This is a genomic window from Paraglaciecola polaris LMG 21857 (assembly GCF_000315055.1).
Taxonomy (GTDB): Bacteria; Pseudomonadota; Gammaproteobacteria; order Enterobacterales; family Alteromonadaceae; genus Paraglaciecola; species Paraglaciecola polaris.
In genome coordinates, this window is sequence record NZ_BAER01000047.1 from 43092 (window position 1) to 65540 (window position 22449).

The following is a 22449-nucleotide window of genomic DNA, read 5'->3' on the forward strand; positions in this document are numbered from 1 at the left end:
TTGGCCACTATTTAGAAAGAAAAGGTTTATAGCGAAAGATGATGGCGACTTATCATTTCTTTCAATGACTATTGTGCTCAAGAAAGCCCACAAATATGTTCAACTAACAATCGTTCCATTAACCATAGCTCGAGTAACTCTTTTTCGATTAACCAGAGCTCCATTCACCTCAGAAAGTAGGATTTCAATATGTCTCAATATGTAAACCGTGCAGTTGTGTTGGCGAAAAGACCCAATGGCGAGCCACAAAATGATGATTTTAGAATTGAAGAGCAACCCCTGTCAGAACTGGCTGAAGGTGAAATTCTGGTTCGTACCCTGTGGTTATCTTTGGACCCGTATATGCGCCCGCGCATGAACGACATGAAGTCATATGCCGCGCCCACGCCTATTGGCGGCATCATGACAGGTGAAGTTGTTGGGGTGGTAATGGAGTCGCGTTCCGCCAATTACGCCGTAGGGGATCGCATTACCGCTTATGGCGGCTGGCAGGAGTATTTTGTGAAACCTGATGACGCACCCATGATGTATAAAATTCAAGAAGCCGGCATTCCTTTACAAGCATACCTTGGCGCAGCGGGCATGACTGGGCGTACCGCATATTTTGGACTCACCGAAATCGGTAAACCGCAACAAGGCGATACATTAGTGGTATCAGCTGCTTCAGGCGCCGTTGGGGGCATTGTTGGTCAACTCGGTAAAATGCACGGCTGCAAGGTTATTGGTATCGCAGGTGGCAGTGAAAAATGTAAGTTCGTTGTTGAAGAACTCGGCTTTGATGCCTGCGTAGATTACAAAGCAGGCAATCTAGAAAAAGACTTACAGCAAGCATGCCCAAATGGAATCGATATCTATTTCGAGAATGTGGGCGGTGATGTAACACGTGCCGTTGCTACGCTACTGAACGAAGGCTCAAGGGTGCCAATATGTGGTTATGTGTCTAATTATAACGATACCGACCTAAGTAAGGTGCAAACGCCTCAAGACATTCTAGCTACATCCCCTCACCCACCAACAGCCCGCTTTTTTGTGCAAACCGAATGGCAAGAGCAACATCAACAAACGACTCAAAAGTTGGCGCAATGGATCAAGGACGGCAAATTGGTATACCGCGAATCGATTGCCGAGGGCATTGAACAGTCAATACCGGCTTTTCAAGGCATGCTTACCGGCAAAAACTTTGGCAAACAGTTAGTGCTTATCGCCGCTGAGTGATAACTGATATTGCTGTTGATGGCAGCAATCGAGTCAGGATCGTAGAATTAACCTCAGAATTAACAACACAGCCTTAATAGATGTGGCGACAACGACGTCCCTACTTAGCCGCTTGAATAGCGGCTAAGTGTATATCGCACATAACGCTTCCTTACATTTCTTGCAATCTTGCCACTATGGCGGCATCCAGTGCTTTTTCATGTGTTTTGTATTCACTTGGGCCATTTGCTTGCGGGCTATTGCCGTGCTTGGCAATGACAAGTCCAAGTTCAGGATAAACGGCGATTGCTTGGCCAAATATACCGGATGCACGAAACCTGTTGCTGTCACTTTCTAACCACCATTGGTAGCCATAATTGGGGTAGGTTTTGGATGGCGTAACTGAATCTTTTAACCAGTTTTTCGCTAGTGGAGAGTTTTGCGAAGGAGTGAGTTGCTCATAAGCAAACTGACCTATTTTAGCGAAGTCTCGCAGGCTGGCGAGTAAACAGCAACCCCCTGTTTCAACGCCGTTTGGTCGATCTAATACCCATAAGGCATCGCTTTCCATGGCGTAGGGTTGCCATATTTTATCCTGTAAATAGGTCGCCGCATTGTTGCCTATAGCTGAGCGTAAAAGCTCGCCAATTAGATTGGATTCAGCGGTATTGTAGTTAAATACGGTTCCTGGTTTGTGCGCTCTGGGCAATGCTTTGACGTAATTTATAAGCCTAATACCATTTGCGGCGCCCGCTTTTGATACGTCTGAATTTGGGTCGTTGTAATCTTCGTTCCACTGAACGCCTGAGTTCATGTGCAACACATTTTTAATGCTAGCGCCGTCATACGCTGAGCCTTTTAATTGCGGTAAGTAGTCTACAACTTGATCATCAACACTAGCGATATAACCCTCTTTGATGGCAGCGCCAATGAGTAAAGAGGAGATTGATTTGGTGACAGAGAATGATATCCAGCGAGTATTTTTATCGTTTCCATCGGTGTAATTTTCGTACACCAACTCGCCGTTTTTTAGCACCACAAGGCCAATTGCACTTTTAAGCTCAATAAAATCCCCTATCGTGTATTCTTTGCCCTCTACCTCGTACGTGATATCACCTAACCCGATATCTTTTAGCACCATAGGTTGCGCATTTTTTGCTTTGCTGACTACTCTGGTAGGCCACATTCTGCCTATGTTTTTAAAGCCAATTGCTCGTTCGTCTTGGGTCCAAAATAAAATCTCGGTACTACGTTCAACTAACTTATGTTGTTTGATAAAAGCGTCGTCTGACGACACCTTGGCGTAAGCGTTGCCAACAAAGATAGCAATGGCGAGCATTGCAATTGCGAGGAAACGAGACCTGTGAATACCTAGTTTAGTCACCTGATTCTGATGCTTCATATTGCTATTTTCCCTGGTCTTGACTGCACGAGTACCTAGCGTTGACTGCGCAAATACCTAGCGTTGACTGCGCAAATAAAGGTGCAGTGTTAATGTAATTACCTATGTTTAAAGCACTGCTAATTTTCACCTCGTAACATATAACATCTTAATAACTACAGCAAATTTCCAAAAAGTTACTTAAGAAAAGCGGCGCTACGTATCGTTTGGCCTACGAGTGGGTAGGTAATGAAATGGTTGTATATGTATTCGCTGTCGGCAAACGAAATAAAACAATATGTATAAAGAGATAGCCATTACAAAATGGTTGAGTTAAAAACGGTCCTATTCGCATCTACACATTATCATTCAACGTTTGCACGCTATATATTCAGAATCTTCACTCTAAAAGAGACCACTATGACATCATCGGAAAATGGGCTTAAAGCCATTGCCACGTTAGAGGCATTTAAAGGACTGCTGTCTCTTTTGGTTGCCGTGGGTATCCATATGTTGGCTGGGCGCAATTTACAACAAGTCGCAGAGTCTATTGTCAGTCATGCGCATTTAAACCCTGGGGGTCATTTACCCAGCATTTTTATTCATGCGGCGAGTACATTTCCTGACAGTAGAATGAGCCTGTTTGCGCTAGGTGCCCTGGCCTATTCACTGATCCGCCTAGTTGAAGCCTATGGCCTGTGGAGAGGACTTGTATGGACCGAGTGGTTTGCCTTGGTCAGTGGCGCGATTTATATTCCTTTTGAAATATACGAAATCCTATTTCATACCAGCATCATAGGAGTTGCCGTGTTTATGCTAAATATCGTTGTGGTTTGGTACATGGCAAGGTTGCTGTTAAACAAAAGAAAAAAGACGCATATTTAACGGAACAAGCCTGACGACAAATATGCTTATCCGCTGAGCAGGAAAATTTGCCTTACTCAGTCTTGCTAAGCCACTTGATTGTTGGCTACTACCAACGGGCTGGGTAATGTATCTGGGTACCTAACAATCGATGCGTAACCTAGGTGATACGTCCCCAAGCAGCGGATCCCCCAAAAAAACTTTTACTATTTTTACCTGACTCCAAAAAGAAAACCCCAGTGATAAGCTGGGGTTTGTTTATTCGCTAAAACCTGTACTTTGACAGGCCTTTAACCTAGCGACCTTATTCGTCTTCTTCCTCTTCGACTAACGTCATAAGTGAGGTATTACCGCCAGATGCAGTGGTGTCGATACTAACGGTTTTTTCCGTTAATAAACGTTGGATCAAGTGGTCATTATACTCAGAGGTGATAACCGGCAATATTGCGCCTGTGCGTTTCGCTAGCATTTGTACCATGTAGCTTGAGCGCTCACTTTTACTGTCGATGACCACACCAGCTAGTGCGTCTTCGGCCAATAGTGCTTCTAGGTGATGCAGTTTAGCCACCTGAAATACGCCTTCAGGGGCACCGGTAGCGATAAACTGTTCACGGAACTCAAGCGCTTCAGCATAGAACAGCTCAGACACCACTGAAATAACTACGTTGCCTGTTGCTAAGGCTGTCACTATGGATAGCGTCCAGTATTCGAACGTCACGTCTTTATCGGCGAAACATACCAAGATCCCTCTTGGCTCCAGATATAGCACATTTGATTCGCCCGTTGGCCCAGGTAATACCTTGGGTTTTTTCAGGCGTTTCTCAATACTGATCAACTGTGAACGAGACGCTGCTAAGGTAGAGTTTAAATCTTCCGCCAGTTCTTCAACTATTTCAACTTTTGCCAACTTAGCCAGTAACTGACGAACAGAAGAAATACGAGTATTTAATTCTGATAAGCGCCACTCGTGCTCAGTCGAGCATGCATTTTTCATAAACTGAACAGCTTGTTGCTTGGCCTCGTCAGTACTTAGCAGGGCTTCATCGGTATTGGGCAACGACTCACTTACCGCTCGCGGAGTCGATTTTTCGAGCATTAAGCGTGGCAAGTAATTAGGGCCACCCGCTTTCGGGCCGGTACCTGAAAGCCCGCGTCCACCAAAGGGCTGAACACCAACGATGGCACCAATCATGTTGCGGTTAACATACACGTTACCAGCACGGGAGAGTTTAACCAGTTCCATGGCACGCATATCAATGCGGGTATGGATCCCCATGGTTAAACCAAACCCCGTGGCGTTAATTTTCTCTACAGTTTGTTCCAACTCATCGGCTTTAAAGCGCACTATGTGCACACAAGGACCAAACACTTCGCGTTTTAGTACTGAGATATCGGCAATTTGATATAACTTGGGCGCGAAAAATGTGCCCTTGTTAGCGGGTACCGAGCATTCATATAATAAAGTGCCATTTTGCTGCATATCGTCCGCATGGGCCTGTAAGTTAGCCAAGGCTTTTTGATCAATAACAGGGCCAATGTCGGTGGCTAAATAAGCGGGATCACCCACGCTTAATTCCTTAAGCGCACCAATTAGCATCTCGGTGACCGTATCGGCTATCTCTTCTTGTAAGAATAATACGCGCAAGGCTGAGCAACGTTGACCTGCACTTTGAAAACCTGAGGCAATCACGTCATCAACCACTTGCTCTGGTAACGCCGTTGAGTCAACAATCATGCAGTTTTGACCGCCTGTTTCGGCAATCAAAGGCACCTGTTCTCCGCCTCTTTGTGCCAAGGTGTTAGCAATAATATTACCGGTAACCGTTGAACCGGTAAACATAACCGCTTTAATGCGCTCATCCGGTAACAACACGTCGCCCACATCAGGACCGTTAGCGATAACAGCCTGCACAACACCCTCTGGTAATCCCACATACTCCATTAATTGTAATGCGCGCAGAGCGATTAGACTGGTTTGCTCAGCGGGTTTAGCAATCACTGTATTACCGGTTACAAGGGCTGCCGCCACTTGGCCTAAAAAGATAGCCAAGGGGAAGTTCCACGGGCTAATACACAGCACGACGCCACGGGGGGCAAGTCTGTCATCTTGGGCAAGTATTTCAGCTCGGGCGGCGTAATAACGACAAAAATCGACCGCCTCTCGCACTTCGTCCACGCCGTCTTTGGTCACCTTGCCTGCTTCTTTAATACACAGGGCAATAAGCTCGTCCATGTGGCGCTCAAGAATATCCGCGGTGCGGCGCAGCAAATCGGCTCGTTCCGGCATAGGCGTTTGCGACCAGCTGGCAAAGGCATTGTGCGCTGTGGTTAATTTATCTGCCATTTGTTGTTGACTATCAAAGTGATGAAAGCCAATGATTTCATCCACATTGGCAGGGTTACGCACAGCATGCGCACCTTCAGGCACTTGCGCTTCGCTCAATAAATTTTCGTCAAACCAACGATCAACCGACGCTTTAAGCGGGGTGATCTGATTGATATCAGTGACATCAATCCCTTTTGAGTTATCCCGCTCTTTACCAAACAAGGCTATGGGCTTCTGGATTTGATCGTTGTATTTGAATTTTAAGCGTTGGGTTTTCTCAACAGGATCTTCAAGTAACGACTCTACCGGTCTAGATTCATCGACAATGGCGTTCACAAACGAAGAGTTGGCGCCATTTTCAAGCAAGCGACGCACTAAATAAGCTAATAAGTCTTCATGCTCGCCCACAGGAGCATAAATTCGACACTGAATATTTTCTACTGTCACTATCTGATCATAAAGACTGTCGCCCATACCGTGTAGACACTGAAACTCAAAACCTTCTTTATCATCACCGGCTAATTCAATTATGACAGCGGCTGTGTATGCATTATGGGTAGCAAATTGTGGATAAATCGTATCGCGATAATCCAGTAATCGGTTGGCACAAGCGTGATAAGACACATCGGTCGATGACTTACGGGTGAAGACCGGGAAGTGTTCTAAGCCGTCTTTTTGAGCATTTTTTATTTCGGTATCCCAGTATGCGCCTTTAACCAATCGAACCATCATTTTGCGGCCGACTTTTTCGGTCAACTCTCGCAACCAGTCGATAACATATAAGGCACGTTTTTGATAAGACTGCACCGCTAGACCAAAACCGTTCCAATCTTTTAAGTCGGGATCGCTAAATACTTGCTCAATTACGTCCAGTGAGATATCCAGGCGTTCTGATTCTTCTGCATCCACGGTTAGACCAATATCGTACTTTTTAGCCAGCAAACACAATTGCTTCAACTTAGGCGGGATCTCTGCCATAACCCGTTCTCTATGGGTAAATTCATAGCGTGGGTGAATGGCCGATAATTTAACGGAAATTCCTGGACTTTTTCTCGGGCCTTTGCCTTTTGCTGCGTGACCAATGACTTCGATCGCTTGGGCATAAGCGTTAAAATATTCGTCGGCATCTTTTTGCGTTCTGGCACCTTCACCAAGCATGTCGTAAGAGTACACATAACCTTTACGCTCTTTTTCTTCGGCTCGGCGCACGGCATCTTCGATGGTTTCGCCCATCACAAATTGCTGCCCCATCACCTTCATGGCTATGTTCATGGCTTTACGAATAACAGGCTCGCCAACTTTACCTAGGGTCTTTTTCAGAAAACCGAATTTGTTCTGTTGATTGGCATAATTAACTAAACCACCGGTGAGCAATAAACCCCAAGATGACGCGTTAACAAATAATGAATCACTGTTGCCTAGATGTGAGCTCCACTGGCCTTTGGATAACTTATCGCTGATCAGCTTATCTTGAGTATGCTTGTCCGGCACCCGCAACAATGCTTCCGCGAGGCACATTAGCACCACGCCCTCAGCAGAAGACAAAGAATATTCGTTGAGCAATGCCTCAACCACTCCGGTACCTTCTTGATCATTTCGAATTTGCAGTACCATTTTACGTGCGCGTTCCCACGCACGGCTGCGAGCGCGCATATTAACTTCTGCGTCAGGCAGAATATGATCGACGGCGAGATTCTCATCGATGCGATAAAAATCACGAATTTTTTGACGTATGGGTGATTCAGTGACTAGGGTACCGTCGAACAACATATGCAACTCCAAATAAGCTGGAAAATTAAACGTAAGGCGTGCACTTTTTCAAGCCCACTCAATATTTCGCGGAGTATATAGATAGCCACTAGTGGGAACAACGTTTGTGACACGTAAATTCCCGAAAAATAAGTAAACAGATGTATGCGCTTTTGCAAGCGCAATTAGTGAGCAAAATAGTGGGTGATTTGTAACAAATAGGCAGGTAATGCTAACACGCTGCAAAGTGAACCCATGGCGCTTCACTGGAATAGTAATAAGCTTTAAATACCGCTTAGTATGCAGCGGCAGATTCAATGGCCCAGCGTAGCCATTTTTTAGTCAGGAAAACTGATTTTCCCCATGGTGATATTCGGGATCCCTTGGGTAATATTACCAAAAGTTTGCTGGCCACCTACCAAACATTCATTGGCCAAAATCGCAAACAACACGGCTTCTTTCGCATCTGGGTTGATACCCAACTTACTGGTATCTTCAATGATAGAAACTCTCGGACACAAACTAAGAATGTGCTCCATCAATAGTGGATTATGAATACCACCGCCGCTGGCGTACACGCTAAAGTCAGCTAAATTACCAGCGCAGTCGTTGATTGCCTGTGCAATCACGTGCGCCGAAAAGAAATTAAGGGTTGCCATCACATCTTGAGGCGCTAGCGCTTGTGTATTGGTACGTTGTTGTGCATCCATTAAATAGCGCAAATTAAACACTTCTGGCCCCGTGGTTTTAGGGAAATCCAGGGTAAAGAATTCATGCTGCTTTAGCGCCTCTAATAACCCGGTATGTATTTCCCCCTGACGTGCGATAGCACTATCTTTATCATAATGCAGTGGTGCAAAGTGTTTTTGCACGTAAGCATCCATTATGGTGTTCCCCGGACCAATATCAGAACTAAATACCGCACTTGAGTCAGCCGTGAGGGGCAAATAGGTTAAATTCGCTATGCCGCCCATGTTTAGCAAAATACGATTTTCTTGGCGACTGGTAAAAAACAAATAATCTCCATATACCGCTAAAGGCGCGCCCTCTCCTCCTGCAGCGATATGTTTTTGCCGAAAATCAGCCACCGTTAGGATCCCCGTCGTCACCGCTAGGTGATCAGCATCACCTATTTGTAAGGTTCCGTTGCCAAATTCACTTTGACCATGCTGACGCAAAGGACAGTGATATATGGTTTGCCCATGGCTGGCGATTGCGTCGATATCTGACGCGTCTACGCCCCATTTTGCCAAACATTGATTGATCATCTGGCCGTGTAATACTCCGATCCAAGGGTTCAATAAGGTCACCTGTTGCAAATCGACTTGGCGCTGAGCAAAAACACTTTTTATTTTCTGTTTGTAGTTATCGTCGTAATCCACAGTGCAAAACTCTAATAACGCAATTTGCGTATCAGTACCTTGACCTTCGATTCGGCACAACGCCACGTCTAATCCATCTAAAGACGTGCCGCTCATTAAACCGATAATAACGCGCGAGCGTTTTTTAGCGCTGCGGTAAAGTTGCTCTATATGCGTGTTCATTATTAGTTTTGACCTGATTTCACTTATCAATGAGAATAATTTATCAATAAATACACTATTTACAAGAAACTTTTATTGCAATTTGAATTTTACTGGACTGATAATGACCCTGCTGTACAAATAAAAATCATCAATGGCACATTTTTTCAACGGATATTGACAACGGGATAGAAGACACATGAAATATCGAACTAATTCTACCAAGCTGCAACGACTCGCTTTAACGCCTGTCACCCTAGCAGTTACTGCGGCCCTTTTCAGTTCTGCCCCTATGGCCCAAGAACAAAATCAGAAGCAAGATAAAACCGAAGTGATTTCTATCACAGGTTCGAGAATTCAACGCACAGAGCTAGTATCCAGTAGCGCCGTTGCCAGTGTTGATGAAGTGCAGATTAAATTAGACCGCGCCGTCAACGTCGAAGATATTACCAGCAAATTACCCCAAGCGGCAGCGGGAGCAAACAGTACCGGTTCTACCGTGGGTGACTCATTTGGTTCTTCCACTATTGACCTGCGCGGTTTAGGTCAAAACCGTACGCTGGTGTTAATTGATGGCACACGTGCTGTGCCTTTCAGTTTCCGTAACTCAGTGGACGTTAACATGATCCCGACCGGTTTGATTAAACGTGTTGACGTACTTACAGGTGGCGCAGCGGCCATTTATGGCGCCGATGCGGTATCTGGCGTAGTTAACTTCATCTTAAACGACGACTTTAATGGAGCTGAGTTTTCTAGCAGTTATGAAACCGCTGACGGTGGCAACGAAAAAATTAATCTCGAAGGCATTTTTGGTGGCGATATTGCGGACGGCGCAGGCCATATCACAGGCTACCTAGGTTATTCTGAACGCAAAGAGTTATTGGCTGGCGAACGTGATTACGCCATGAAAAACCCAAATTCAATCATCAACACAGGTGGTTATTATACCGACGTTGCCACAGGCAATACATTTGCTATTAATGCTGCAGGGAGTGTGGTGGATGAACGTCAAACGACTAGCTCTACGGCTGATCTTTACCTGACGCAACCCATGAAACGTTTGTCTACCGGTTTGCTGTTTGATTTTGATTTAACCGAAAACGCGACTGCCTATGGCCGTGCTATGTACTCTAAAGTGACAGTACAAGGCGCAGGTGCAAGTGGACAAGCGCCTATTTCCGTTAATCAACAGGTCACTCTGACCGCAGATAACGCTTTTTTAAGCGATGAAATTCGCAATAACTTAACCTTCGATGGCAATGCGCAGGTTAATGTAGAAAGAAACCTAGGACTTGGTGTGCAGCACACTGAGGCAGTTCGTGATTCTATTCAACTGCAAATGGGCGTGAAAGGTGATATTAATGACTATTTGCGTTATGACGTTTATGGTCAATACGGTAGAACCGATGAAACAGCGACCATTTATAACAATGGGTATAAAGTTGATGGCTTAGGTAACAACCGCTTCGCCGCGCTGGCCAACACGGTAGATATATTTGACCCTAATCTCGATTTAACCAGCTTCAGTGATCCCTTGATTTACACTACTCGAGAACGTACCCAAAATGTGTTAGCCGCCACGTTATCAGGTGATTCGTCAGCGATTTTCGAACTACCAGATGGCCCCATTGATTTTGCTATTGGTTATGAATACCGTAAAGAAACCGGTAAACAAACCCCAGGCGATGCCTTCAGAAATGGCACCAGTTTTGCGTCAGTCAGCGCATTTGATATGGATGCAGGCTTTGATAGTGAAGAGTTCTATGCTGAAGTGCTGGTTCCTGTTATTTCAGACGTCGCTTTTGCCAAGGAAATCAGTATCGAAGGTGCCTACCGCATTTCAGATTATTCGAACACGGAAGCAGAGGATACTTATAAAATTGGTCTTAACTGGGCCATTAACGATGATATTCGATTCCGTGCGAACAAGTTAACGGCGTTTAGAGCCCCTAACCTAGGCGAATTTGCTAGCCCAATCAGCGGATTATCACTCGCTTTATTTGATCAAACGAGTGACCAATTTGTGGCACGATTTGCTGGACGCTATAACGGCGATCCATGTTTATTAGGCACAGGCGATGCAGCCCAATGTGAACGTTATGGTGCGCCAGCGATTGGCACCGCATACGATTCTAGCACCGCCGAATATACTTATGGTGGCAACCCAGACATCAAACCTGAGCAAGCTGAATCTGAGACGGTCGGCGTGGTTTACACGCCTGAATACATCAAAGGTTTTGATGTATCAATCGATTATTACCACATTGATATCTCTGATGCGGTGAGCCAAATTCAGCCGGGAGCAGCCTTGCAAAGCTGTTATATCGATAACCCTGACGCAAGCAACCCATTATGTGGCGCGGTATTACGTGACCCAACCACAGGATTTATCACCACCGCCATCGTTAACGACTTTAACTTAGCCTCAATAGAGCAAAGCGGTATTGATATCGCCACCAACTACATTATGGATGCTCCCGATACCATCGGCGGTACATTTAAGTTTAGCTATCAGGGTAATCTGGTCACCAAACAAACTCGTCAAAACAATGCCACTGTGGCCGCGGTTGATTGTAAAGGTACTTATGGCAGTGCCTGTTCCGGAGATTTTGCCAGTGTGTTACAAGCAGATTACAAGCACAGAGCAACCCTTGATTGGAATCTAGATACAATGAACTTTCAACTAGGCTGGCGACGCATTGGCGATGTAGATTATGCATCTGATCGCTCCACCGGTATCTCTGCCCAAGACTATTTTGATTTTGCCGCTTCTTGGCAGGCAACTGAGCAAGTGGTGTTAAACTTCGGTATCGACAATTTATTTGATAAACAACCGCCAATTCCTGAAGTGGGTGCGAACCATTTCAATACTGTCAGTGATTACGATGTCATAGGCAGAACGGTAGGTTTAGCAATTAGATACTCGCCGAGTTTTTAACTTTTTATTAAAACTAAGCGTTTGTTAAACAAGCCCTGTAAATGCAGGGCTTGTTTATGCCTTAACCTAATATACGCACACTGTGATAAACCAAAAATCTGGCCACAAGTAAGCGTTGCCTCGGCATGCTCAACCGGCACCTCGAATACGATTGCTTACCCAATGCAAGCATACTATCTTCAACAAACGCGAGAATTAACTTCAGTAGTAGCCGCTGTCATCAGTTTATGGATAGGGCATTTTTCAGCAATTTCACTCAGCCGTTGGCGCTGTTCGGTGGTTAGTTCACCGTTAAGGTTTACACTAACATTCAATACATAAATCCCTTTGCTTTCAGCGCTCGTGTTGCGATCTATGTTCAGGTCGACACTGACCAGCGGGATTTGTTTGCGTTTGGTATACATCAGTAAGGTAATCGCCTTACAAGCTGCCAAGGACGCATCATAAAGATCATGGGGATCGGGTGCTGAATCCTCACCTCCCAACATCCCGGCAACATCAGAAAATAGTGTGTGTTGATGAACACAAATCGTTTGACGAAAGGTGCCGGCATCACTTTTTTGTAAGTGAATAGTCATAAATTACCCTAACTAAAGTTATGCTATTTTCGTTCGCTCAATATTTATTTCGGTAAAGGGATAAACTCGTGTTCATCACCCACGACTTTGGGAAATCGCCCTGCTAACCAATCTTGCTTAGCTTGCTCAACTCGTTCTTTACGGCTCGAAATGAAATTCCATTCTATATACCGCTTAGCCATTTTTTCGCCGCCAATCAAAGCAATTCGGCACTCTGTTGTCGCTTCTATCATCACGCCCTCCGCTGCGGACAGAACCACCATGGCGAATTCAGGAATGACGGTATCTTTGATTTTCAAACTACCTTTGGCTACATAAATGGCCCGCTCTTCACAATTAGGTAATGCTAAGATTTGCCCCGCTTGCATATGGGCTTCAACGTACAAGGTTTCAGCATAGGTCAGCACGGGTGACGTGAGGCCGTAAGCCGATCCCATCAACACCCGAAGTGACACACCTTCGATGGTCGTCCCGGGAATAATCGTTGATGAATAATGATAAAAAGCCGGATCGATCTCTTCATCTTTTTCTGGCAAGGCTAACCAGAGTTGCAAACCATGTAGCGTATGCTCAACGTTTTTCACTTCAGGGCGTTCACGTTCTGAATGGGTAATGCCCTTGCCTGCCACCATTAAGTTAATATCGCCAGGGGTGATAGTGGCATAACTGCCTAATGAATCACGATGCAGAATTTCACCTTCAAAAAGGTAAGTGACAGTCGCCAAATTGATATGGGGATGAGGGCGCACATTAATGCCCGAACCAGCGGGAAAGTTAGCTGGCCCCATATGGTCAAAGAATATCCAGGGACCTACGGTTTTGCGCTCTTTGGTTGGCAAGGTACGGCGAACCGAAAACTCCCCCAAATCTTTGGCTCTGGGTTGTATGATGATATCGATGGCGTCGCAGCCCTTATCAATATTGCATTCAAGCTCAAGGTCTTTCGATTCAATACTCATGCTTTTTCCTATTTTTCATCATTGCACACTGCCAGTAAAATCGCTGTCAGTGTTCGACAAACCCCAGCGGTCAGCACAATGACTGACTAATTATTGTGAAGTTTAAAGTAATTATCTGCTACAAAATACGTCAGTCGCTTCTCTACACTGTTACCATTAAACAAGTCATTAAATAGTGCTCGCAATGAGGCGTTTTTAGTCACGGCGCTGCCTTTGTAATAGCTGTGCTTGCAACCTACACCATCGACCTCTGTGACATCTATATACACTGCACGTTCACTATCGAGACTTTTCAAATAGTGGCCAAGGCGCGCTCTTTGCTCTTTGCCTGGTTTAACACGTGATGCTTTTAAGGCTGCATCGTCTTCGTTAATCACCACATGAATGCGGTTTCTTACATCGATGCAGTCTAACCAATTAGCGTGGTTTTTGTTGTTGCTATCAGCCGCGACTAAATTAATATTATCGAAAACTAAATCAGAGGTAGCGTTATCGCTCGTCATAAGCGAATGCTTGAGCAGGTAGTTTCCCATGCTATGACATAACAAATTAATTTTGACCTTACAGTCTTCGCCGACTAATTCGCTATAAAGCGATGCTGCCGCCATCGGATTATTTTTACCTGCGTACTTTTTATCGACAATGGCTTTAATTCTATTTACGCAGGATTCAGACAATAAGGTATGAAAGAAATGAATTTTTGCTACAAAACGATTGAAAGCACCAGATGAGGCTCTAGCATCCGCCTTGTCACTCAAATAAGACGCGGTGCCTGACACCGCCCCTCCGCCATTTGCAGGCCAAGTAAACGGAATAACAATAAGGTTATATAGTTCTTCTAATTCCGCAGCTGCGGTTAATACATCATCAAGGTCGTTGTTGTATCCATGCACAAAAAACAAAATCGCTTTATTCTCTTCTTTTGCCCGGGTAAATACTTTGCAAGCAACGTCTAACGAACCATGCCATGGTTGGCGAGTATCTAAACTGAGATGATAGTCTTTAACTAATTTTTTTGTTTGTGTGGGGGTCAGTTCGTCTTTTACTAAGGAAACCTTCCATTTTCCTTCTTCTTTATTGACCTCAACGACTCTGAGTTCGTTAGGTCCTTTGGGATTAGGTGTGTCGCCAAACACGTTAATTGTACTGCCATTTGAAACAACTCTATTGGTCACTAAATACATAAACAACTCCTTCTGCTTTACGCACACAAGCTGTGTGTTTTTTAAGCATATTAAGTTTTTCTGATTAAGCGAGGGATAACGATCAGAAAATTTAGCGAACAGCCTTATTGCTATTACCCTGTTGCAAACGAAAAACACAATGCGTTAAATTATTGCTGGATACGACGGCAAGGCGATAAACATGTTTTTATTAAGGGGAAATTGTCAGCAAGGGCGCTGGGGAGCGCCCTATCGTTAACGTGTGACAGGAAGATGTCAAAGGCCGTTATGGTACTGAATGTTGGTAGACGCAGGAACCATAGTATTCAGAGTATGCTTAACCACTGAGCCCAATTCATTTTCAGCGCTCGCATTGCTGCTCAGTAGTTGTTCAAATTGAGCAATGAGTTGGACTTTGTCTGGGCTTTCTTTATCCCCGGCACCAATATTGGTTAAATCAATCATGAAGTCATCAAACAAGTCTGCCAGATCATCGATAATCTCAGTGTTTAAGAATTGATCTTGATTATAGATACTTGGGTAGCCTGCTTTTTGTTTATCGATTGCGAATGAATCCCCTTTTAAATTAGTAATACTAGTGGATTTATCACACGAGAGCATACAGCCGTTGTCTATACGGGGCTTGTCACAGCCAACGCTTTGCTGGAAGAAACACTGTCTGCTCGCCATTAATAAAATAGGGTGATAAATGCTATACAGCATTTTAAAATTTTTCGGCCGAGCAATGCTTCTTATCTGCTGTTTGTTGATCTCATTGGAGATAAAAGCCCCACTGCAATTGAGCCCTTCTTGCATCGCAAGCAACGCATAGGTATTGGTGGTATTCAAAAACGGGCCAGCAATCCATTTTATACCTAATTCATAGGCGCGATGGGCAATTCCACTGTTGTTAGTGACAATCAGTTCAGGCTTAACTTGTTGTAAAATATTAAGTGCCACGTCGAAATCTTTACCAATTAATACCGACGGAAACCAGGGGATCAAGCGCGGGTTATCTTGCAAAAAAGTCACATATTTAGTACAACCGCGCTTATAAGCATCTGGTAACTTAAAGTAGATATCAGCATCGGTTACTTGGGCTAATTCAACATCAGCTTGCTCACAAATTAACAACGATAAGTTTGCGCGCATTTGCTTGTTTATTGGCGGTAATTTGGCATGTGATTCTAATTTGGGTAAAAGTACTTCAGGCAACACTTGCTGAATGTTGCTTAACAAGCAAAGCACTTCATTTTTTAGCACGGTCAGGACTTTAAATGAAATACTGACGTTATCAGCTAAGCACTCTGTGTCCAGCGACGTTAAATTAAATCCAGCGTTATGTAAGCTTTTGAAACGCTTATCGATATCGGCCTGTGCTAACGGAGCTTTGCTTGTTTGTGTGAGCATCTCATCTGATTGAACAACAAATGTATTCTCACCCGCGCCGGTAACAGACATTAATGACTCGGCTTCTACGGTCGAAACCGTGATTGTTAAAGGCTGCCCTGCTGAGCCGGAAAAAACTAATTTAAGTGACGGTTTAGCAATACTTAAATGTGTGATTTTTTCAAAGACTGACGTCGAAATTTGCTCTTTTTGTTGATGTAAGTTCTGTTCAACGCGATGAATCTGCACAACTGAAATAGCATTACTGGCTTCAATGGCGTGATTTTTAGAATTATCTCGCGGGTTTTCGATAAACATGGACTGATTTAAGTCACCGCGCAAAAAGGCGTTTGAAAAATCGCGATTGAACACTTTATATAAGCGTTCACCGTCTTGGGTTAACTCGCCTGTTGCAACAAAGCCGTCGATTTGCTTTCGAAAACTGTCAACCACAGTATGAACATAACTTGCACCTTTAATTCGCCCTTCAATCTTAAAGGAGTGCACACCCGCTTCTATCAGTGCTGGCAGGTCAAAAAAGGCCGAATTATCTTTTATGTTTAATGGGAAATTATTACCTGAAGGCGTGGTTTCGTACTCTTCACGACACGCTTGACTACAACGACCACGATTACCTGAGTTACCTACACTGGCAGAGGTTGAATAACATAAACCTGAAAATGCCACACACAGCGAGCCATGCACAAATACTTCCGTTAATACCTCATGTTTATGACCCGCACTAGCCATGACGGCTATTTCAGACAAGCTTAACTCTCGGGATAAATTAACCCGAGAAACGCCCAGTTGTTTGAGGAAAGGGATCTGCCCCACGTTGTGAGTGGTTAACTGAGTTGACGCGTGAATATCGAGTGTAGGAAAGTACTTTTTCAGAATGTACAACAAGCCAATATCTTGCACAATCACGCCATCTAGTGGCGTATTACTCAGTTTACTAAGTAGCTTGGCGAGTGATTTGAATTCGCGCTCTAATATTACAATATTCAGCGTTAAAAATATTTGGCATTGGTACTGATGCGCTAAACGAATGACGCCAACAAGCTCCTCATAGGAGATGTTTGACGCGCGGTTACGGGCATTGAAGGTATCTAAACCACAATATACCGCGTCAGCGCCTGCTATAATTGCCGCTTTAATTGCGTCAACATCACCGCCAGGTGCCAATAATTCAATTTTAGGATTCATTTATTCAACTTATTGCTAATGACATAATCTGTTAACGAGGGAGATTATTTGAGCGGGGGATTTTACCCGTATAATCGCTGAGTGAATACCGATAAAATAACTAACGACCAGATGATAGCCTCAAGTATGTCCTATTGTGTATTCACAGCACTTAATGGGACTTATAATCGAGGTATTATCGGCATTATGTGCCCGCACTCTGGTAACGATCAGCCATGTAATAAACCTAACCCGCAAATACAGCTCGAGGCAAACGTCATGACATTACCGGTTTTATACTCGCTACGAAATTGCCCTTACGCTATGAGAGCGCGACTCGCCATCTATAAATCCAAACAGCCGGTGGCATTAAGGGACATAGTACTCAAAAACAAACCCCCAGAGATGCTGGCGGCATCACCTAAGGCGACGGTGCCGGTCTTAGTATTAACTTCAGCAAACGTGCTTGATGAAAGTTTACACATCATGCTCTGGGCTCTAGGTGAAAGTGATCCCCATGGGTTACTTCGTCCTGAAATAGTGAGTTATACGGAACAATCGAACGGTAATAATGCAACGGGTACTTTAGCTGACGCTCTGGAATTAATTCATCAATTCGATCACGAATTTAAAACGTGCTTGGAGGCGTATAAGTGTGCCAAGCGTTATCATGAAAATAACCTGCAAGATTGTCGACAAGCCTGCGAGGTGCATATTCAAGACTTGGAACAGCGCCTTTGCAAGCATAAATATGTAATAGATGACACTGAGAGTATCGCGGATATTGCGCTTTTGCCGTTTATTAGGCAATTCGCCAAAATTGAGCGCCAGTGGTATTTGCAATCGCCTTATCCTCACATAAAGTTCTGGCTTGATAGCTATTTACAAAGCCCTATGTTTACCAAAGTGATGGCAAAATATCCTTTATGGTCACCGGACCAGCCAATTATCGAATTTGGTGACCATAAGATGTGATAGGTCTTCACCTTGGTCCCCTTTACCTTATATTCCGCCTATAGGACGTTTAACCATGCAATACATACACAACGTATTGGCTGTTCTTCGCGCGGTTAACCTTGATTTTTAGTATCCATAGGCTCTTTATTTAATTTAACTTTGCCAAGGAATATTCAAAATAGTCCCGAGCCCCAACATATTTAGGCATAAGAACACGTCCTTAAATCAGCGTTTAGCTTTAAAAAAGCCTTCCGACTGCCGAGTTTTAGTCTTTTGTACAACTAAATGATAGATAATGAGGTTAGTTGTATTGTTATTGCTCGAATGTGTGTAAGATACATCGCATAAGTTTTTGGGTATCCGGATTGGTGAGTTCGGGTATTAAATAAACAAAATTTCACCTAATAAAATGAGTAAATATAATGAGTAAAGGTACAGTTAAGTGGTTCAACGCAGATAAAGGTTTCGGCTTTATTACTCCTGAAGATGGCGGAAAGGATCTTTTCGTTCACCATTCAGAAATTCAAGCTGGCGGACAGTTTGCATCTTTAAATGACGGCCAAGCGGTTGAATTTGAAGTTGGCCAAGGCCAAAAAGGTCCTTGCGCAAATAAAGTTGTTGCAATCTAATCTGATTTTCAAACTGCTGTAATGGCAATTTGAATCAATAGCGTCTGTGAACTTGGTTTACACCGCTAACTAGATTAAATAGAAGGTGCTGGTTTGGTTATACCATTTACGTCATGTAAAGGTGTAGTTACCACAGCACCTTTTTTGTTACCTAAAATAAAGTCACTAAGTCCTTTGTGCCCCTTTTAATTTTTTCGATTATCCCTTGTATCAATAACTTCTTCACTAAAGTAAAGATATACAAATTTCCCTTGCGATAAACGTTAATCTAGTCTGAGCTCGGTATTGCTTGAGAAACGTCTTGCTTGCTCGGTGATGGGATCGGTAAACGCCAATTGCTGAGCCAATAACTGCAGAGGTTTAGTGAAATCATCTGGCTGACTTGGCTGCAAATTTGGATAATAACTATCGTTTAATAATGGCCAACCAAGGCTTTGCATATGCAGTCGCAGTTGATGTGTCTTACCCGTAACCGGATTGAGTTCGAATAACGCTTTATCACCAGCGCGCTTCACGCAACGAATACGAGAATGACTATTCGCCGCTCCTTCCACTATTCTCATCAAAAATCGGGGTTCGCTTTTCTCCAAACGATTTTTGATTTCCCATTGCTGATTTTCCGCCGGTTCCTTGTCATTCGTGCTGGCGATGGCTTGATAGGTTTTATCAATTTGATGCGCTTCAAATAGACGATGGTATTGCTGACGTGTTTTGGGGTTAACTGAAAATAACACTAAGCCAGCAGTGGCTTTATCAATACGGTGCACGGCTTGTAAGTGTTGATTGCCGCATTTATGCCGTAAACGGTTTTGCAGGCACTCTTCAACGTATCCACCGCCGGGCATGACAGGTAAAAAATGCGGCTTGTAAGCCACTAAAATCAGTTCATCCTGAAAAATTATATTTTCAGCAAAAGGAATAACAGGCTCGCGCTCTACCTCCCGGTAATAATAAACCCGTTGCTGGGCAGTAAATGCCGTTTGTGCATGAATTAACCCTCCATCGTGCCAATGCACTTTGCCATCGGCCATACGTTGTTGCCAAACTTGGGCTGAGATAGCGGGAAATTTGAGGATAAGAAACTCTAAAACCGTCGAAACACCGGGATTGTGCTGGGGCAAGCTGAGTTTGGACGGGGTGCGGGCAATGGCCATAATTACACTCTTTGTTGACCCCATAAGGATCGTTTGGGTCTACATTGACGCCGGGAGTATATAACGTTTTACCGAAGCCCGTGGGGGTAGAATATCATCAATATCATTTAGCATGCTTATGACCTTCGCCACAGAGCAAGCATAACGGGCAAAAGAGCAATTCGCTATTGCGCATCAAAACCGGCATAACCCTCGACCAAAAAATCGATAAGCGCCCTCACCCCAGGTAATAATCCTCTTCTAGACGGAAAGACTAAATGAATAATGTCTGGCGAAGCGTGCCAATCATCAAGAAGTTTCATTAAACTGCCATTTTCTATTTGCTCTGTCACCATCAAGGTCGGTAACTGCACCACCCCTACCCCAGCCAATGCAGAGTTACGTAATGCCACCATGTCGGTTGTCACTAAGCGTGGTTGGTAAGACACCTTAACAAGCTGCTGTTGCGGTGAGGACCAAGTCCACATAAAGTTATCTTGAGGTTGGCCGACGCCTAGGCTAGGCCAGTTGGCCAGTTCAGTTAAACTGGTGGGCGTTCCTTGCTTTGCAATTAACTCAGGGCTGGCAACAAGACACACACTTTGCTCAGATAACACCCGTAAAATAAGTTCACTATTTTCAATGGGCGGTGGGCGAACTCTAATGGCGACATCTATCCCTTCAGCAATCAGGTCTACCTTGCGGTTCGACGCTTCTAATTGAATATTTATCTGCGGAAATAGCGACATGAACTGAGCTAACATTGTACCAATGTGGGCGTGCAATAAGGCTGTTGGACAAGTTAAGCGGATGCTCCCTCGCGGTTCTGATTGCAATGAGTCAATTGCTTCTTGAGCAGATTCAGCTTCCACTAACATGGCTTTACAGTGCTCAAAATAAGTATGCCCCACTTCTGTTAAATGAAAGCTGCGCGTTGAGCGGTAAATCAACTTGGTATCGAGTCGTACTTCTAGCGCAGCTATGCGGCGACTCAATTTAGATTTTGCGAGCCCAAGCGCTCGACTGGCGGCTGAGAATCCGCCGTACTCTACCGCCTTTACAAAATAATACAGATCATTCAGGTTTTGCACAGCTATTGTTCCATATATGCAACAGTGATATTCATTTTAGCAGTCTAGCGGATGACTGTACTAGGAGTATGCTAAATAAAACACATTAAGCGGAGTTAATCATGAAATCAATTACAGCGCTAATTAACGCCCCATCGGCCCACTGGGTAGGCAATGGCTTTCCCGTTAAGTCACTGTTCTCCTATGACAATCAAGCAGCTCAAATGAGTCCATTTCTACTGCTTGATTATGCAGGTCCGATGCATTTCCCTGGTGATGGGGTTAAACGAGGCGTGGGAGTACACCCTCATCGCGGGTTCGAGACAGTGACAATTGTTTATAAAGGAGAAGTTGAGCACAAAGATTCCACTGGAAAAGGCGGCGTAATTGGACCAGGGGATGTTCAGTGGATGACCGCAGGAGCTGGAATTTTGCACGAGGAATTTCATTCTCAAAGGTTTAGTCAATCTGGTGGCGAGTTACAAATGGTTCAGTTATGGGTGAATCTTCCCAAGGTAGCCAAAATGGCTCCACCGGGTTACCAAGGGATCGTTAAAGACGCGATCCCAAACGTATCATTGCCCAAAAATGCCGGCAGTATTCGCATCATTGCGGGAGAATTCGATGAACACCTTGGACCAGCGACAACCCATAGTCCAATGAACGTTTGGGATATGCGTTTAAATGCTGGCAGTGAATCCAACTTTACCCTATCACAAGGCTGGGGCGCTGCCGTAGTCGTGCTGGAAGGGGCGGTATCGGTCAATGGTTCTGAGCCTGCTACAGAAACCAATATGGTCGTGCTTAGTCGGCAACAAACAGGCATCACATTGCGCACTGAACAGTCGAGCTTGGTGCTATTGCTTAGCGGCGACCCCATCAATGAACCTGTTGTTGGTCATGGGCCATTTGTAATGAATACCAAGGCGGAAATTGTACAAGCATTCAATGACCTAAAAGAAGGCCAGTTTGGTCGTCTGTAAATTAAGGTGACGCATGAGCGCCACTTTATAACGCGAGCAACATAAACAGCGTCGCTGACAATGTCCATCAAAGACATTATGAGAGCTTTCGCAACATAAATTATGCTTGTTTTGCTGCTGTGGCTAACTAAGCTAATGCCATCAATAGTCTACAAAACACACATTCTGCCCCGACGCACCTACCGTATAAGTCTTGTGGCGAAAATCCAGAAACGAACAAAATCACTATTTAAATGTTTAAAATCTGTTAGTTGCTGATATCAGGTGTCGGGTTTAGACTGGTGTCATAGCGTTTGACGACTTAATGCTCAATTAAGCTTGAGACGGGTTTCATATTCTTACTAAGAACCACTGTTCAGATACGTATAATAACGCTCGCCCACATTATTCCCCTTTCGATAATTGCGGCGCTATGGAGTATTTATTTT

At 44.3% G+C, this 22449-nt stretch carries 15 protein-coding genes; 6 read left to right on the forward strand and 9 right to left on the reverse strand.

From position 1 onward, the window contains the following. The first annotated feature begins 189 nt into the window (after positions 1-189). Positions 190-1215, forward strand: coding sequence for an NADP-dependent oxidoreductase (locus tag GPLA_RS10475; RefSeq protein ID WP_007104885.1), 1026 nt, complete (start codon positions 190-192; stop codon positions 1213-1215). 151 nt (positions 1216-1366) lie between these two features. On the opposite strand, the gene GPLA_RS10480 is transcribed toward GPLA_RS10475, so the two are convergent. After that, positions 1367-2596 (reverse strand): serine hydrolase domain-containing protein, encoded by a 1230-nt coding sequence (locus GPLA_RS10480; protein ID WP_007104886.1) that lies wholly within the window; start codon positions 2594-2596, stop codon positions 1367-1369. 399 nt (positions 2597-2995) lie between these two features. Between GPLA_RS10480 and GPLA_RS10485 the strand changes: the two genes are divergently transcribed. Then, the gene (locus tag GPLA_RS10485; protein ID WP_007104887.1) at positions 2996-3460 is read left to right on the forward strand and encodes a DUF2127 domain-containing protein; all 465 of its coding nucleotides are present in this window, start codon (positions 2996-2998) and stop codon (positions 3458-3460) included. A 283-nt stretch (positions 3461-3743) separates the two neighbouring features. Here the strand turns inward: GPLA_RS10485 and putA are convergent, their stop codons facing one another. Together putA and GPLA_RS10495 are read right to left on the reverse strand one after the other, a co-directional pair. Beyond that, positions 3744-7535, reverse strand: coding sequence for a bifunctional proline dehydrogenase/L-glutamate gamma-semialdehyde dehydrogenase PutA (gene putA / locus GPLA_RS10490; RefSeq protein WP_007104888.1), 3792 nt, complete (start codon positions 7533-7535; stop codon positions 3744-3746). A 317-nt stretch (positions 7536-7852) separates the two neighbouring features. Continuing rightward, the gene (locus tag GPLA_RS10495; RefSeq protein WP_007104889.1) at positions 7853-9058 is read right to left on the reverse strand and encodes an anhydro-N-acetylmuramic acid kinase; all 1206 of its coding nucleotides are present in this window, start codon (positions 9056-9058) and stop codon (positions 7853-7855) included. A gap of 178 nt (positions 9059-9236) precedes the next feature. On the opposite strand from GPLA_RS10495, the gene GPLA_RS10500 reads away from it, so the two are divergent. Further along, a complete protein-coding gene (locus GPLA_RS10500; protein WP_007104890.1) occupies positions 9237-11975 on the forward strand; it encodes a TonB-dependent receptor domain-containing protein in 2739 nt (912 codons plus the stop codon). Between the two features lie 179 nt (positions 11976-12154). On the opposite strand, the gene GPLA_RS10505 is transcribed toward GPLA_RS10500, so the two are convergent. From GPLA_RS10505 to GPLA_RS10520, 4 genes are all read right to left on the reverse strand, one after another. Beyond that, positions 12155-12553, reverse strand: coding sequence for an OsmC family protein (locus GPLA_RS10505; RefSeq protein ID WP_007104892.1), 399 nt, complete (start codon positions 12551-12553; stop codon positions 12155-12157). Positions 12554-12597: 44 nt separating this feature from the next. Further along, a complete protein-coding gene (locus GPLA_RS10510; protein WP_007104893.1) occupies positions 12598-13512 on the reverse strand; it encodes a pirin family protein in 915 nt (304 codons plus the stop codon). Between the two features lie 86 nt (positions 13513-13598). Beyond that, the gene (locus GPLA_RS10515; RefSeq protein WP_007104894.1) at positions 13599-14696 is read right to left on the reverse strand and encodes an alpha/beta hydrolase; all 1098 of its coding nucleotides are present in this window, start codon (positions 14694-14696) and stop codon (positions 13599-13601) included. A 255-nt stretch (positions 14697-14951) separates the two neighbouring features. Next, positions 14952-17270 carry a peptidase U32 family protein gene (locus tag GPLA_RS10520; RefSeq protein ID WP_007104895.1) on the reverse strand — a complete coding sequence of 773 codons (2319 nt, stop codon included), beginning with the start codon at positions 17268-17270 and terminating at the stop codon, positions 14952-14954. 258 nt (positions 17271-17528) lie between these two features. On the opposite strand from GPLA_RS10520, the gene GPLA_RS10525 reads away from it, so the two are divergent. Together GPLA_RS10525 and GPLA_RS10530 are read left to right on the forward strand one after the other, a co-directional pair. Then, positions 17529-18224, forward strand: coding sequence for a glutathione S-transferase (locus GPLA_RS10525; protein ID WP_051997665.1), 696 nt, complete (start codon positions 17529-17531; stop codon positions 18222-18224). 404 nt (positions 18225-18628) lie between these two features. Then, complete coding sequence (locus GPLA_RS10530) at positions 18629-18835, forward strand: cold-shock protein (RefSeq protein ID WP_007104897.1); 207 nt, start codon at positions 18629-18631, stop codon at positions 18833-18835. A gap of 263 nt (positions 18836-19098) precedes the next feature. On the opposite strand, the gene GPLA_RS10535 is transcribed toward GPLA_RS10530, so the two are convergent. Together GPLA_RS10535 and GPLA_RS10540 are read right to left on the reverse strand one after the other, a co-directional pair. Next, complete coding sequence (locus GPLA_RS10535; protein WP_007104898.1) at positions 19099-19989, reverse strand: pseudouridine synthase; 891 nt, start codon at positions 19987-19989, stop codon at positions 19099-19101. Between the two features lie 164 nt (positions 19990-20153). After that, on the reverse strand, positions 20154-21059 hold the full coding sequence (locus GPLA_RS10540) for a LysR family transcriptional regulator (protein ID WP_007104899.1): 906 nt from the start codon (positions 21057-21059) through the stop codon (positions 20154-20156). A 101-nt stretch (positions 21060-21160) separates the two neighbouring features. On the opposite strand from GPLA_RS10540, the gene GPLA_RS10545 reads away from it, so the two are divergent. Beyond that, positions 21161-22021 (forward strand): pirin family protein, encoded by an 861-nt coding sequence (locus tag GPLA_RS10545; protein ID WP_007104900.1) that lies wholly within the window; start codon positions 21161-21163, stop codon positions 22019-22021. Positions 22022-22449: the final 428 nt, after the last annotated feature.

Excerpts from the sequence above, each read along its gene's own strand:
- GPLA_RS10500 (WP_007104890.1), top strand. The coding sequence starts at position 9,237 with ATGAAATATCGAACTAATTCTACCAAGCTGCAACGACTCGCTTTAACG.
- GPLA_RS10480 (WP_007104886.1), bottom strand. The coding sequence starts at position 2,596 with ATGAAGCATCAGAATCAGGTGACTAAACTAGGTATTCACAGGTCTCGT.
- GPLA_RS10535 (WP_007104898.1), bottom strand. The coding sequence starts at position 19,989 with ATGGCCATTGCCCGCACCCCGTCCAAACTCAGCTTGCCCCAGCACAAT.
- GPLA_RS10515 (WP_007104894.1), bottom strand. The coding sequence starts at position 14,696 with ATGTATTTAGTGACCAATAGAGTTGTTTCAAATGGCAGTACAATTAAC.
- GPLA_RS10475 (WP_007104885.1), top strand. The coding sequence starts at position 190 with ATGTCTCAATATGTAAACCGTGCAGTTGTGTTGGCGAAAAGACCCAAT.
- GPLA_RS10545 (WP_007104900.1), top strand. The coding sequence starts at position 21,161 with ATGAAATCAATTACAGCGCTAATTAACGCCCCATCGGCCCACTGGGTA.
- putA (WP_007104888.1), bottom strand. The coding sequence starts at position 7,535 with ATGTTGTTCGACGGTACCCTAGTCACTGAATCACCCATACGTCAAAAA.
- GPLA_RS10530 (WP_007104897.1), top strand. The coding sequence starts at position 18,629 with ATGAGTAAAGGTACAGTTAAGTGGTTCAACGCAGATAAAGGTTTCGGC.
- GPLA_RS10510 (WP_007104893.1), bottom strand. The coding sequence starts at position 13,512 with ATGAGTATTGAATCGAAAGACCTTGAGCTTGAATGCAATATTGATAAG.
- GPLA_RS10525 (WP_051997665.1), top strand. The coding sequence starts at position 17,529 with ATGACATTACCGGTTTTATACTCGCTACGAAATTGCCCTTACGCTATG.
- GPLA_RS10485 (WP_007104887.1), top strand. The coding sequence starts at position 2,996 with ATGACATCATCGGAAAATGGGCTTAAAGCCATTGCCACGTTAGAGGCA.
- GPLA_RS10520 (WP_007104895.1), bottom strand. The coding sequence starts at position 17,270 with ATGAATCCTAAAATTGAATTATTGGCACCTGGCGGTGATGTTGACGCA.
- GPLA_RS10505 (WP_007104892.1), bottom strand. The coding sequence starts at position 12,553 with ATGACTATTCACTTACAAAAAAGTGATGCCGGCACCTTTCGTCAAACG.
- GPLA_RS10495 (WP_007104889.1), bottom strand. The coding sequence starts at position 9,058 with ATGAACACGCATATAGAGCAACTTTACCGCAGCGCTAAAAAACGCTCG.